At 71.3% G+C, this 13,706-nt stretch carries 10 protein-coding genes and 1 pseudogene; 6 read left to right on the top strand and 5 right to left on the bottom strand.

Going from position 1 to position 13,706, the window contains the following annotated elements; translation table 11 throughout:
• The first annotated feature begins 23 nt into the window (after positions 1 to 23).
• The 4 genes from G6031_RS06880 to G6031_RS06865 are packed head-to-tail and all read left to right on the top strand — an operon-like array spanning position 24 to position 6,054.
• On the top strand, positions 24 to 1,649 hold the full coding sequence (locus G6031_RS06880; protein WP_241737234.1) for a hypothetical protein: 1,626 nt from the start codon (positions 24 to 26) through the stop codon (positions 1,647 to 1,649).
• The gene (locus G6031_RS06875; RefSeq protein ID WP_347238455.1) at positions 1,646 to 2,905 is read left to right on the top strand and encodes an MFS transporter; all 1,260 of its coding nucleotides are present in this window, start codon (positions 1,646 to 1,648) and stop codon (positions 2,903 to 2,905) included. Before G6031_RS06880 ends, G6031_RS06875 begins: the two co-directional genes overlap by 4 nt.
• 23 nt (positions 2,906 to 2,928) lie before the next feature.
• Positions 2,929 to 4,374 (top strand): GH1 family beta-glucosidase, encoded by a 1,446-nt coding sequence (locus tag G6031_RS06870; RefSeq protein ID WP_182652847.1) that lies wholly within the window; start codon positions 2,929 to 2,931, stop codon positions 4,372 to 4,374.
• A gap of 9 nt (positions 4,375 to 4,383) precedes the next feature.
• A complete protein-coding gene (locus G6031_RS06865) occupies positions 4,384 to 6,054 on the top strand; it encodes a serine hydrolase (protein ID WP_182652846.1) in 1,671 nt (556 codons plus the stop codon).
• A gap of 88 nt (positions 6,055 to 6,142) precedes the next feature.
• Here G6031_RS06865 and G6031_RS06860 read toward each other — a convergent pair whose 3' ends face one another.
• The 3 genes from G6031_RS06860 to ppk2 all read right to left on the bottom strand — a co-directional run bounded on the left by G6031_RS06860 (position 6,143) and on the right by ppk2 (position 9,382).
• On the bottom strand, positions 6,143 to 7,276 hold the full coding sequence (locus G6031_RS06860) for an AI-2E family transporter (protein WP_182652845.1): 1,134 nt from the start codon (positions 7,274 to 7,276) through the stop codon (positions 6,143 to 6,145).
• A gap of 54 nt (positions 7,277 to 7,330) precedes the next feature.
• A complete protein-coding gene (locus G6031_RS06855; protein ID WP_179525811.1) occupies positions 7,331 to 8,374 on the bottom strand; it encodes an enoyl-CoA hydratase/isomerase family protein in 1,044 nt (347 codons plus the stop codon).
• 114 nt (positions 8,375 to 8,488) lie between these two features.
• Complete coding sequence (ppk2, locus tag G6031_RS06850) at positions 8,489 to 9,382, bottom strand: polyphosphate kinase 2 (protein ID WP_241737233.1); 894 nt, start codon at positions 9,380 to 9,382, stop codon at positions 8,489 to 8,491.
• Between the two features lie 82 nt (positions 9,383 to 9,464).
• Between ppk2 and G6031_RS06845 the strand changes: the two genes are divergently transcribed.
• The gene (locus G6031_RS06845; protein ID WP_179525812.1) at positions 9,465 to 10,016 is read left to right on the top strand and encodes a TetR/AcrR family transcriptional regulator; all 552 of its coding nucleotides are present in this window, start codon (positions 9,465 to 9,467) and stop codon (positions 10,014 to 10,016) included.
• Positions 10,013 to 10,735 carry an HAD hydrolase-like protein gene (locus G6031_RS06840; RefSeq protein ID WP_182652844.1) on the top strand — a complete coding sequence of 241 codons (723 nt, stop codon included), beginning with the start codon at positions 10,013 to 10,015 and terminating at the stop codon, positions 10,733 to 10,735. The genes G6031_RS06845 and G6031_RS06840 overlap by 4 nt, the downstream gene beginning before the upstream one ends.
• A 772-nt stretch (positions 10,736 to 11,507) precedes the next feature.
• On the opposite strand, the gene G6031_RS06835 is transcribed toward G6031_RS06840, so the two are convergent.
• On the bottom strand, positions 11,508 to 13,376 hold the full coding sequence (locus G6031_RS06835) for an ABC-F family ATP-binding cassette domain-containing protein (RefSeq protein WP_182652843.1): 1,869 nt from the start codon (positions 13,374 to 13,376) through the stop codon (positions 11,508 to 11,510).
• Positions 13,376 to 13,706, bottom strand: a pseudogene (locus G6031_RS06830) (4-(cytidine 5'-diphospho)-2-C-methyl-D-erythritol kinase); the annotation flags it as partial. The pseudogene G6031_RS06830 and the gene G6031_RS06835, both read right to left, overlap by 1 nt.

Raw genomic sequence — 13,706 nt, 5'->3', positions numbered from 1 at the left:
AGCCGTCTGAGAGGGGCACGGGCATGGGACGCACCAGTTCGACCACGGAGAGAACGATCACCGGCGAGTGGCCGCGTGCCGCGTTGGCCCTCCTCATGGCGGTGATACTCACCGTTCCGCTGGCCACCGCCCCGGCTCGCGCGGCCGCCCCGGTCAGGGGGATGGTCGACGCCCACGCTCACATCGCCGCGTCCCAGGCGTTCGGCGGCGCGCTACGGTGCGGTGAACCGTTCGCCCCCGGCGGGATGGCGCAGGCCCTGGCCGACTGCCCCACGCACTCGGACCTCGGCCACTTCGCGCTGCTCGAGTCCGTCCTCGGCGGCACCGCGGTCCCCGGCGGCACGCAGGGCTACCCCACCTTCGCGCAGTGGCCGGCCTACAACTCCCAACTGCACGAGCAGGCCTACTACACCGGCATCGAGCGGGCGTGGCGGGGCGGGCTGCGGGTGCTCAACAACTACCTGGTCGCCAACCGTGTGCTGTGCGAGATGCTGATCGGCTCGCCGTACTCGTGTGACGAGATGGAGCAGCTACGCCGACAGGTCGACTACATGAACCGGATGGAGGCCCACATCGACGCCGAGCACGGTGGCCCGGGTCGGGGATGGTTCCGGATCGCACGGTCGCCCGGCGAGGTCCGCGCCATCGCCGCGCAGGGCAAGCTCGCCGTGACGATCGGTGTGGAGGCGTCCGAGCCGTTCGGCTGCCGGGTGGTGAACGACGTGCCGCTGTGTTCCGCCGAGGACATCGATCGCGGACTCGACGAGTTCGCGTCGTGGGGCGTGTCCACCGTGTTCCCCGTCCACAAGTTCGACAACGCCCTCGGGGGCGCCCGCATGGACGAGGACCTGGCCGGGCTCGCGGTGAACGTCGGCAACAAGATCGGGACCCAGCGCTTCTGGGAGACCGAGCCGTGCACCGGCCCCGACGCGGACCACGAGCAGCCGATCGCCAGCACCCCGGTCGCGGACGGGCTGGCGGCGGTCACGGGGGGCGCTCCCGCCGGAGCGGCACTCCCCGTGTACCCGGAGGCGCCGCTGTGCAACGTCCGCGGGCTGACCCCGCTCGGCGAGCACGCCGTCCGCGGGATGATGGCGCGCGGCATGGTGATCAACATCGACCACATGAGTGTCAAGACGGCCACCCGAACGCTCGACATCGCCGCGGAGGCGGGATACACGGGGCTGATCTCCGACCACACCTGGGCCACCCAGGGCATCACGCGTCGCATGCACGAGCAGGGCGGGTTCGTCGCCGCGTTCGCCTGGCCCGCCGACGCCACCGAGAGCTTCGACACCGGCTTCCTGGAGGCGTGGCGGGCCAACACCGCCGGCACGACCCGTCCGTGGGCCGGGTACGGCTTCGGCTCGGACGTCAACGGCCTGGCGCTGCTCGCCGACCCCCGCCCCAGCGCCGCCACCGACCCGCTGGTCTACCCGTTCACCGCACTCAGCGGCGAGGTGATGGACCGGTGGCGGTTCGGTGACCGCGTCTACGACCTCAACGTGGACGGGGTGGCCCAGTACGGGCTCTACGCGGACTGGGCGGCCGACCTCCTGCACCGGGCCGGACCGGACCGTGCCGAGCTCGAGCGCCAGCTCATGGGCGGAGCCGAGGCGTGGACGGCCAACTGGGAACGCGTGCGGTGACCCGACCCGCCGACCGCGTCGGCCCGCTGTGGATCCTGGCGCTCACGCTCGGCGTCGTGGCGGTGTTCGCCTCGTGGTTCGGCCCGCTGCAGATCCTCCTGCCCGTGCAGGCCGACAGGATCGGTGGTCCGGGAGGACGGGAGGCGCTACTCGGGCTGGTCGTGGGCGTCGGGGCGGCCGTCGCCCTGGTGGCCAACCCGGTCTGGGGGCTGATCTCCGACCGGTGCCGCGCGGGGCTCGGCACGCGAATGCCGGTGGTGTACGTGGGCACGGCGATCGGCGTGGCGGGCCAGGTGGTCCTCCTGACCGCCGACTCCGGCCCGGCCACGGTCACGGGGTGGGTCCTCGTGCAGCTGGGGTTCAACGGACCGTTCGCGGTGCTGGCCGCCCTGATGGCCGATCGCGTCCCCGAAGAGCAGCGGGGCGTGGTGGGGTCACTGTTCGGGGTGGGCCAGATCGTCGGCGTGATCAGCGGCGTCGTGGTGGCGGAGTCCGTCGGTGGTGGTGCGACCGGTTACCTGGTGCTCGCCGTGCTCACGCCGGCGCTGCTCTCGGCGATCGTGGTGGCGAACCGTGCGGCCCCGGTCGTCGCACCCGCCCACGCGGTCGCCGGCGGCGGAACGGGTGTCGAGGTCGGCGGGACGGCACCCGACGCCCTCGCACGTCCCCGGGTCGCCCTCGCGGACTTCCGCCCGACCCGCCAGTACGCGTGGGCGTGGCTGCTGCGGTTCCTCATGAACCTCACCAACGCGATCCTGCTGGTCTACCTGTTCTTCTTCCTCGACTCCGTGGTGGGGGCGCCGGACCCGGGCAACTCGGTCCTCATGGTCACCGTCATCACGCTCGTCCTCTCCGGGGTCTGCGCGGCGATGGCCGGGTCGTTCTCCGACCGGCTCCACCGCCGTCGCGAGTTCGCCGCGGCCGGGGCACTGATCACCGCCGGCGGACTGCTCGGCCTCGCGTGGTCCACCACCATGCCGGCGGTCCTGGCCGCCGCGGCCGTGCTCGGCGTGGGCTGGGGCCTGTTCATCGCGGTCGACATGGCGATCATCACCGGGTCCCTGGCGACCTCCGGCACCGCGGGCACCCTACTGGGAGTGGCCAACATCGCCACCTCACTGCCGCAGGTGGTCGCTCCCGCGATCGCCGTGCCCCTCGTCACCTCCGCAGCCGGATACCCCGCGCTCTACTGGGTCGGAGCCGGCATCGCCGTCGCCGCCGCCCTGTGCACCCTGCCGCTCCGCGGCGTCCGATAGCACCCACCAGGAAGGACCCTTCGTTGCCGACCCGAGACCCGATCCTGCCCCCCGGATTCCGCCTGGGCACGGCCACCGCCGCCGCCCAGATCGAGGGCGGGGCCGACGCCGACGGGCGTGGCCCGAGCATCTGGGACACCTTCGCCGCCGAGCCCGGCCGCATCCGCGGCGGCGACACCCCGGCCGTGGCGTGCGATCACTACCACCGCCACGCCGAGGACGTCCGCGACCTGGCCGCCCTGGGCGTCGACGACTACCGGTTCTCGATCTCCTGGTCGCGGGTCCTGCCCACCGGGCGCGGGCAGGTCAACCGGCCCGGCCTGGACTTCTACTCGCGGCTCGTCGACGACCTCCTGGCGGCCGGGATCCGCCCGGTGCCCACCCTCTATCACTGGGACCTTCCCCAGGCCCTGCAGGACGAGGGCGGCTGGCTGAGCCGGGACACCTCGCAGGCCCTGGCCGACTACACCGCCGTGGTGGTGGACGCCCTCGGCGACCGCGTCACCCGCTGGCTCACGCTCAACGAGATGAACGTCCACACCCTCTACGGCCACGGGCTCACCGATCACGCGCCGGCGCTCGGGATGGGACTGGACTGCCTGCCCGTGGCCCACAACCTGCTCCGCGCACACGGTCTTGCCGTCGAGTCGATCCGTGCCGCCGGCCCCCGGCACGAGGTCGGGGTGGTGCAACAGCACTTCCCCGTCATCGCCGCGACCGACTCCCCGGAGGACGTCGGGGCCGCCGAGATGTTCCGCATCCTGACCAACTGGCTGTTCTCCGATCCGGTCCTCCGGGGCGCCTACCCGGAGGACTGGGTGGCCGAGCTCGTCATGACCACCGCGGGTCTGACCGCCGACCAGCTCGAGCAGGACCTCGTCGTCATCGCGAGCCCCCTCGACCACTACGGCGTCAACTATTACGAACCCACGGTGATCGAGTCCCCACGCCCCGACGCCGACTACGCCGGGGTGCTCGAGGTGGACTTCCCGGAGGACATGCCGTTCCGTCCGGTGCGGATCGAGGGCGTCGAGCGGACCGACTTCGACTGGCCCGTCGTGCCGTCAGGCCTCACCGACATCCTCGTGGCCCTCCACGAGCGCTATCCGGGACTGCCGCCGGTGACGGTGACCGAGAACGGGTGCTCGTACCACGACGGACCCGGTCCGGACGGCGCGGTCCACGACGAGCGCCGGATCGACTACCTGCGCGCGCACCTGGCGGCCGTGGTGGACTCCCTCGACGCGGGCGTGACCGTGGACGGCTACTACGTGTGGTCGGCCATGGACAACTTCGAGTGGGCCGCCGGGTACGCCGAGCGCTTCGGCCTGGTCCACGTCGACCACAGCACCCTGACGCGCACCCGCAAGGACTCCTGGTACTGGTATCGCGACCTGATCGACGCGCACCGCAACCGAGTCGCGGGGAATGGTCCGACACGGGCCTCCGGGACCCCTTCGGCGGTCTAAGCTGGGCGGATGACCACCGATTCGGCCACCGGGCACCGTCGGACCCTGGGAGCGATCAGCGTGTGCGCGGCCGTCGCGCTCCTCGGATCGGCGTGCGGGACACCGGTGGCCACACCCGGCCCCGACGAGAGCCCGGCCGCCTACTCGGGACTCGAGGTCAGCGAGGACCGGATCGACTACGCGATCGGCAAGGTCACCGGGATCGTCGAGGAGGAACTCGACGCCTCCGGCATCCCGGGCGCGGCCGTGGCCGTGGTGCACGGCGGCGAGGTGGTCCTCGCGGAGGGGTTCGGCGTCCGGGACACCAGCACGGGCGCCGAGGTGGACGCCCGGACCGTCTTCCCGCTGGCCTCGATCTCCAAGTCGGTCAGCGCCACGGTGGTGGCGGCCGAGAGCGGCAACGGAGAGGTCGACTGGTCCACCCCCGTCAGCGAGTACCTGCCGTGGTTCGAGCTCTCCGATTCGCAGGTGTCCCCTCTCGTGACCGTCGGCGACGTCTTCGCGCATCGCTCCGGGCTCCCCGAGCACGCGGGCGACGACCTCGAGGACCTGGGCTACGACCGACCCGCGGTCCTGCACGGGCTGCGCCACCTGCCGCTCACGCCGTTCCGAACCTCCTACGCGTACACCAACTTCGGACTCACCGCGGGCGCCGAAGCGGTGGCGGTCGCGGCCGGGACGCCCTGGGACGAGCTGGGGCGCGAGCGGATCTTCGACCCGCTCGGCATGACCGACACCTCGTTCTCCCACGACGAGCTGCTCGAGCGGGACAACCGGGCGGTCGGCCACGTGCGCGCCGACTCCCCCGACTCCCCCGACTCCGCGGACCAGAGCGACCCGGACGGGGACTGGGTCCCGGCCGATCCCCAGCGCGACCCCGACGCCCAGGCGCCGGCGGGGGGCCTGAGTTCGTCGGTGACCGACATGGCCGCCTGGATGGCGATGGTGCTCGACGACGGCAAGGGGCCCGGCGGCTCCCAGGTCGTGCCCGCCGAGGCGCTGCGCGAGGCCCTCACCCCGCAGATCGTCTCCTCGCCGCCGCGGGCCGCCGCGGACCGTCCCGGGTCCTACGGCTACGGGTTCAACATCGGTACCAGTTCCTCGGGTCGGGTCCAGTGGAGCCATTCCGGGGCGTTCGCGCTCGGGGCGGGCACCGCGATGCTCATGCTGCCCTCGCTCGACCTGGGGATCATCACGGTGACCAACGCCTCGCCGAGCGGGGTGGCGGAGACGATCAACGCCAGGTTCGCCGACTACGCCCAGTACGGCGACCCCACGCTGGACTGGCGGGATCTGTTCGGCCAGGCGTTCGCGTCACTGCTCGACCCGGTCGGGGACCTGGTGGACGCGACCCCGCCCGCCGATCCGGCACCGTCGAGGGACCCGGCCGAGCTGGTCGGGACGTACCGCAACGACTACTTCGGGGCCCTCGAGGTCAGAGAGTCGCAGGACGCGCTGGAGATGACCGTCGGCGGCGCCGCCGCCTGGCCACTCGAACCCTGGGGCGGCGACACGTTCGCGGTCGAACCGCGGAGTGAGAACTGGCCGCCGGGGTCGCGGGGTTCCGTGACGTTCGACGACGACGAGGTCACCGTCGAGCTCCTGGACGGCAACGGTCTCGGGACCTTCACCCGGGCGCCCGACGGGGACGAACCCGGCGATCCCGGATCCCCCGACTGACCGCGCGCGTCCGCCGCCCCCGGCGCAACCGGCGCAATCGGCGCAATCGGCGCAATCGGAACCCCCGCGCCCGGGCCCGCGGGGAGGGTCAGCGCGGTGCCGGCAGCTTCCCGGCCCGCCGCCGGTCGCGTTTGGCATCGGCGTCGGGAGTGGTCATGAACGTCGAGAACCACGTCATCCGGGGGTCGGCGTCCACGAGGAAGGCCTTGACCGCGAGGGTCAGCGGCACGGCCAGGATCGCGCCCAGAGCACCGGCCACCGACGCCCAGAACACCAGCGAGAGGAACGTGACTGTGGGGGTCAGCCCCACGGCGTCGCCGGTGAACTTGGGCTGGATGAAGCTCTGGATCACCAGGTTGACCACGCTGTAGATCACCACCACCCAGATGGCGTCGACCGGTCCCCCGGTCAGGAGCGCGAACAGCGCGGGCGGCACGAGGCCCAGGACGAAGCCGATGTTGGGGATGTAGTTGGTGACGAAGGCCAGGACGCCCCAGACCAGGGCCAGTGGCACACCGATGATCATCAGTGCGATCACGTCGATGACCGCCACGATGAGACCGAAGATCGTCGAGACGATCCAGTACGACTTCACACCGTCGGTGAACGAGCTGAGGGCGTCCGCCAGCCGGGGCCGCTGGCGCGCGATCACCTCCCGACGGCGGGTGATCCCCGGGACGTCGAACACCAGGAAGGTCAGTGCGATCACCAGGACGGTGAGCTGCCCGCCCGCCGAGGACAGCTGCCCCGCCACGTTCTGGACGGTGCCGATCACGGTGCCGGGGTCGACTCCCGCCAGGCTCGAGGAGACCTGGTCCTCGCTCACCCCGAACCGTCCGAGGAACTCGATGGTCTGCTCGTACAGTTCGACGAACTTGTCCTGGTAGCGCGGGATCTCCTCGGCGGCGATCCACAGCGCCCACACGAGCATCCCCACCAGCGCGGCCAGCAGGAGGTAGAGCACCAGCAGGACGATGATCATCCCGCCCCACCTCGGCAGGCCGGCACGCTCGAGCAACCGCTGCAGCGGCTGGGCGGCGATCACCAGGTTCAGGGCGAGGAAGGCGGGCATGACCATGTTCGCGTGCTGGGAGATCCCCCAGAGCACGACGAACGCGGCGGCCAGGGACACCACGGTGACGCCGGCGATCCCCCAGCCCTTGGGCTCCTCGTGCGGGGCGAGCACATCGGGTTCGCGCGCGCCGTCACCGGTGGTGGTCATGGCCCCTCCTCGACCCGCGCCCCGTGCGCTGGACGCCGATCAGAGTAGACCCTGTCAGCCCCCGGTCAACGCCGAACGGATGGCGTCCACGTGAACGTCGTCGAGGTCGGCGGGGTCCCAGGTGGGGTTGCGGTCCTTGTCGATCACCACGGCCCGGACGCCTTCGACGAAGTCCGGGCGGGCGGTGATCCATCCGCCCAGCGCCAACTCGGCCGCCAGGCACTCTCGCAGATCGCTCGCGGCCGCCCCTGCGCGGAGCAGCTCGATGGTCGCGATGACGGACGTCGGGCAGTGCGACCGCAGCATCTCGAGGGTCGAGGTGGCCCACTCGTCCTGCGCACCGGACTCCAGGGCCGCGACCATCTCCTGCACGGTCGCACGGGAGAATACGTCCTCGATCCGGTCGATGTGCTTCTCGACCGCGGACTCCCCCGCCGCCGAGTGCTCGAGGCCGTGGCGCTCCAGGGCGGCGTCCAGGCCATCGGACCCGATGGCGGAGACGAAGGCGTCGCGGTCGGCGTCGTCGATCAGATGGGTGGCCAGACCCGTGTAGAGCGCGTCGGCGGAGTTCATCCGGACCCCGGTGGTGCCGAGGTAGATCCCCACCGCGAGGCCCCGGGTCCCGCCGCCGCACAGGCGGGGCAGGAAGTGGCTGGCGCCGACGTCGGGGATGAACCCGATCGCCGTCTCTGGCATGGCCATCATGACCTTCTTGGTGACCACGCGGTGCGAGCCGTTGATGGAGATCCCGAGGCCGCCGCCCATCGCGACGCCGTGGATCACGGCGACGGTGGGCACCCGGTGCGTGTGGTACGCGAGGTCCATCGCGTACTCCTCGGAGAAGAACTCCCGGTTGGTCTGGTGCTCGCCGGCGGCCGCGGCGTCGCGCAGCGCGCGGATGTCGCCGCCCGCGCAGAACGCCTTCTCCGAGGTACTGGTGGTGACGACGGCCTCCACTCCCGAGTCCTGCGACGCGGCATCCAGGGCGGAGTGCAGGGCCCGGCACATGGGCAGGTCGAGGGAGTTCAGTGCCTTGGGGCGGTCCAGGACGATGTGCTGCATCCGGCCTTCTCGCCGGGTGGTGACGAATTCGCTCATGCCCCCAGTGTGGCAGGCCGGTCTGTGCCCGTCGCCGGGATACTAGGAATTCCTACCTAGGCCGCCCCCGCCGCCCCGCCCGGCGTCAGGTCGCCGATCGTGCCCCGCCTCCGGTCAGAGCAGCTCCGACGCCACGTCCGGGACGTACTTGAACTCCTCGCGCGGCGGGCGCTCGTAGCTCGCACCCTCGGGTCGTTCCGGGATCTCGAACGTCGGCGGCTCCAGCTTCTCCCACGGCACGGTGGAGAGCAGGTGCGAGATGACGTTGATGCGCGACCGCTTCTTGTCCTCCGACTCGACCGTGTACCAGGGCGCCTCGGGGATGTCGGTGTGAATGAACATCTCGTCCTTGGCACGGCTGTACGCCTCCCACCGGTTGATGGACTCCAGGTCCATCGGCGAGAGCTTCCACCGGCGCATGGGGTCGTCGTGCCGCGAGCGGAAGCGGCGCTCCTGCTCCTCGTCGGACACGGAGAACCAGTACTTGCGCAGCATGATCCCGTCCTCCACGAGCAGGCGCTCGAAGATCGGCGCCTGGTGCAGGAAGCGGCGGTACTCGTCCGTGGTGCAGAAGCCCATCACTCGTTCCACGCCGGCCCGGTTGTACCAGGAGCGGTCGAAGATCACGATCTCACCGGCCGCGGGCAGGTGCTCGATGTAGCGCTGGAAGTACCACTGGGTCTTGTGCACCTCGGTCGGGGCGGGAAGCGCGACCACGCGGGCGAACCGCGGGTTGAGGTACTGGGTGATGCGCTTGATCGCCGACCCCTTGCCGGCGGCGTCGCGGCCCTCGAACACCACGACGAGCCGGTTCCCGGTCTCCTTGAGCCAGGCCTGCATCTCCACGAGCTCGGCCTGCAACCGCTCGAGCTCGGCCTCGTACGCCTTCTTGGGCAGTTTCTCCAGGCCGCTGGCGAGTTCCTTCTTCTTCGACCCGGTCTCGCCGCTCTTCGAGGACGTGCTCTTCCCGCTCGAGGTGGCCTTCTTGTCGTCCTTCTTGCCGCTCATGCCCGCGATCCTACGGCCCCGGGCGCACCCGGCCCGGCTCTTCGGATGCGGCCCGCAGCCGACTCGCGCGATAATGGACGGCGTGAGGTCCCGTGACAGCATCCTCGACGCGACCCGAGCGGTGATCGGGGACGTGGGGTTCGACGGGGTCAATATCGCCGTCGTGGCCAAGCGGGCCGGGGTGAGTCGGCAGACGGTCTACTCGATCTTCGGTACCCGAGAGGAGTTGATCGGCGAGGCGGTCACCGAGCGGTTGACCGCGCTGGTCGGTGCCTACGAGTCCGTGATGGACTCGGCCGACTCTCTGCTCGAGGTGCTGGTGGAGATCGTGATCGAGGCCCGGCGACGCATCCTCGGGGACCCGCTGCTGCGAGCCCTGACGCTGTCCGGCGAGGGCAACCCGATCCACCATCCGGGTGCTGTCGACAGATCCCTCGAGTACACAGCCCACCTGCTCGGTCCCGCGATCGAGCGATTCCCCGAGTTCGCCGACCGCATCGACTTCCTCGCCGACGTCGGCGTCCACATCGGCTGGTCGGTGATGGTGCTCGACGATCCCGACTCCCGCTCCGACGCCGACCTGCGGGCGTTCCTCACCGCGTGGCTCGCACCACTGCTGCAGCCGCCATCGTGAGCGCTCTGCTCGTCCTCTGGGACCTCGACCTCACGTTGCTCGACCCCGCCGGGTTCGGCTCGCGGATGATCGCCCCCGCGCTCGCCGAGATGGTCGGCGGCGAGCCCGTCATGGACGTCTCCTTCGCCGGGCGGACCGACCGCGCGATCTGCACCGACCTGCTCGGGCGGAACGGGATCGACCCCCGCGAGGACCTCGTCACCACGCTGCTCCACGCCGTCGCCGAGCGGTGCGAGGCGCACGGGCAGGACCTGCTCGACGCGGGGGGTGGGGCACTCCCGGGAGCTCACGAGGCGATAGCCGCCCTCGCCGCGGTAGACGGGCTGCACCAGGGGATCGTCACCGGCAACATGCGACGGACAGCGCTGCTCAAGCTCCGGGTGTGCGGGTTCGACGGGCTTCCCGATCCGCGGCTCGGGGCGTTCGGGGATCACCACGCCGACCGCGCCGACCTCGTCCGCGGCGCCCTCACCACCGCCCGCGCACGCGGACTCGAGGTGTCCGCTGAGCGCGCGGTAGTGATCGGTGACCACGTCCACGATGTCCGCGGCGCACTCGACGCGGGGGCCCGCTGCGTCGCCGTCGCGACCGGTCGGGTCTCCGCTGACGAGTTGCGATCAGCTGGTGCCCACGCCGTCCTGCCGAGCCTCACCGATGCCGACGCCCTGCTCTCCGCCTGTCTGGCCCACACTCGCGCACATCCCTCGTCGGCCGATTGACGCTCCCAGCCCCTGCCTCACGCGCACCCCGGCGCGCCCCGCACCGCGGCGCGCCCCGCACCGCGGCGCGCCCCGCGCAACGGGTGTGGTCGTGGCCCTTGTGGCCACAACGCAGTTCTGTCGCAGTGGGCACGACCAAGATTCGGGTGATGTGGTCGCGCGTCGCGGTCATACCCGTGCGCGGCCGCGCTCGAGGGCCGCACCGATCTGGCGGAGTACCGCCCGTGGATTCCGGAACATCGAACCGTTCACGCGGACCACCTGCCAGCCCAGCTCCTAGAGTTCGGCGTTGACCCGCGCGTCGTACTCCCAGGTAGACCTGCCTCGATGGACGTCCCCGTCGTAGAACACCGCCACCTTCCCGACCTCACGGCTCCAGCGGGTGGCCATAGCGCTGCGCCGCGGACCACTACATCCGGAGTGGCGGGCACTCCGGTGGCGAGGTACACGTCGGGGAACAGACGACGATGTCCTGACCTGAGCTGATGGCCGGACAGATGGCCTTCCACGACCGCCGCACTACCGATGAACGGCTCAGCAGGATGAGGAAGGGGCACCTCACGATCATCGCCCGCGGTGACCGTTCACGCCCGCCCCCGGCGTCCCCCTGTGGATGGGGACGACGAGCATCCACAACGAACCGCGCCACTCGGTCCTGGCATCAGGTGTTCCGCCCACATTCTGGTCGTGCCCAGCGCGGCGAAACGCTCGATTCACCGCAGCAGAGACGACCAAGTTCGACGTCCACACCGCTCTCGCGCCGGCGGGTGGATCAGCCCTCGACCTGTTCGCCGAGCTCCATCCAGCGCTCCTCGAGCTGTTCCTTCTCCGCGCTCACGTCCTTGAGATCACGGTCGAGGGACGCGAGCTTCTCCGTGTCGAGCGCCTCCCCTGCGGCGGCGGTGAGGGCCTCGTGGAGGGTCGCCTGTCGTTGATCGAGTTTGAGCATCTGGCGCTCGATCTTGGACATCTCCTTGCGCAACGCCCGCTCGTCACTCGAGCTGAGCCCCGACCCGGAGGAGCCGGCAGTCGCGGCGGATGCCGAACCACCGCCCGATCCAGCCCCGGGACCCGAGCCCGAGCCCGAACCCGAGCCAGCGGGCTCGCGCAGGACCTTGCCCGAGTCGCCCGCGGCCCCGGCGCGCTTGCGGCGCTCGAGGTATTCGTCGATCCCCCGCGGCAGGTTGGTGAGCCCGCCGTCACCGAACAGCGCCCACACCGAGTCGCAGATGCGCTCGACGAGGTAGCGGTCGTGGGAGATCACGACCATCGTGCCGGGCCACCCGTCGAGCAGATCCTCGAGCTGGCGGAGCGTGTCGATGTCGAGGTCGTTGGTGGGCTCGTCGAGCAGCAGCACGTTGGGCTCGGCCATGAGGACCCGCGTGAGCTGCAGGCGCCGCCGCTCGCCGCCGGAGAGGTCGCCGACCGGCGTGCGCTGGCGGGCGGGGGTGAAGCCGAGGCGCTCGGCCAGCTGGGAGGCGCTGAGCTCGATGTCGCCGAACGCCACGCGCGCGGCCACGTCCTCGATCGCCTCGAGCACCCGCTGGTCGAGCGGCAGGTCGTCGAGCTCCTGCTTGAGCCACCCGATGCGGACCGTCTTGCCCTCCTTGCGGCGGCCGGCGGCCAGGGGGGCCTCACCGGCGAGGGCACGCAGGAGCGTGGTCTTGCCGGAACCGTTGACGCCCACCAGGCCGAGCCGTTCGCCGGGGGCCAGTCGCCAGGTCAGGTCCTCGACGAGGGTGCGGCCGTCGGGGGCGTCGAGGCGCGCCTCCTCGAGCTCGATCACCACCTTGCCGAGCCTCCGGGCGGCGAAGCTCGACAGGCGTAGTGAATCACGGGGCGGCGGCACGTCCTTGATCAACGCCTCCGCGGCCTCGATGCGGTACCGCGGCTTGGAGGTCCGCGCCGGTGCGCCGCGCCGCAGCCAGGCGAGCTCCTTGCGCATGAGGTTCTGCCGCCGGGATTCGGAGGCCGCGGCCTGTCGGTCCCGCTCGGCGCGGGCGAAGACCCAGTCGTTGTACCCGCCCTCGAACTGCTCGACGCGGCCGTCGACCACCTCCCAGGTGTGGGTCGCGACGGTGTCGAGGAACCACCGATCGTGGGTGACCACGACGAGGGCGGAGGACCGCGCACGCAGGTGGTCGGCGAGCCACTGCACGCCCTCGACGTCGAGGTGGTTGGTCGGCTCGTCGAGGACCAGCAGGTCGAGGTCCTGGACCAGCGCCGCGGCCAGGGAGACCCGCCGCCGCTCGCCGCCGGACAGATCGTCCACCGCGGTGTCCAGACCGAGGTCGTGGATGCCGATCCCGTCGAGCACGGCGCGGATCCGCGGGTCGCCCGCCCACTCGTGAGTGGCCACTCCCAATCCCCCGAGCACGGACTCGCCCACGGTGTCGGCGGCCAGCTCGGTCCGCTGGGTGACCACGGCCAGCCGCAAGCCGCTCACGCGCGAGACCCGTCCGGTGTCCGGCTCGGCCACCCCGGTGAGGATCTCGAGCAGTGTGGTCTTGCCGCCGCCGTTGAGGCCGACCACGCCGATGCGGTCGCCGGCGTTGACGCCCAGGGAGACGTCGTCGAGCACCTGTCGGATCCCGAAGGACACCGACCCCTGCTCGAGGTTGATGAGGTTCGTGGGGGCCATTACTGCTCCGGTGTCTGTTGCGGGTTGTCTATGACGTGGGCGCCGGCGACGGGGCCGCGGGTGAGTCGGACCTCGCGTGCGACGCCGGTCTCGCTCACCTCGGCCGCCACCGCGATCGCCTGCTCGCGGTCGGCGCAGAAGAACAGGCAGGTGGGACCCGAGCCGGAGACCATACCGTGCAGCGCACCGGCCTCGGCTCCGGCCCGGAGGGTCCTGCGCAGGGCCGGCATCAGCGAGAGTGCGGCGGGCTCGAGATCGTTGGCGAGCACCCCGGCCACCCGCGCCGGGTCGTCCCCGGCCAGCGCCTCCACCAGCGGCTCGACGCCGCCG

Source organism: Dietzia sp. CQ4, assembly GCF_014145125.1.
Classification (GTDB): Bacteria; Actinomycetota; Actinomycetes; order Mycobacteriales; family Mycobacteriaceae; genus Dietzia; species Dietzia natronolimnaea.
The sequence above is the reverse complement of the archived record's forward strand: the minus strand, read 5'-3'. Positions and strand labels throughout refer to the sequence as shown.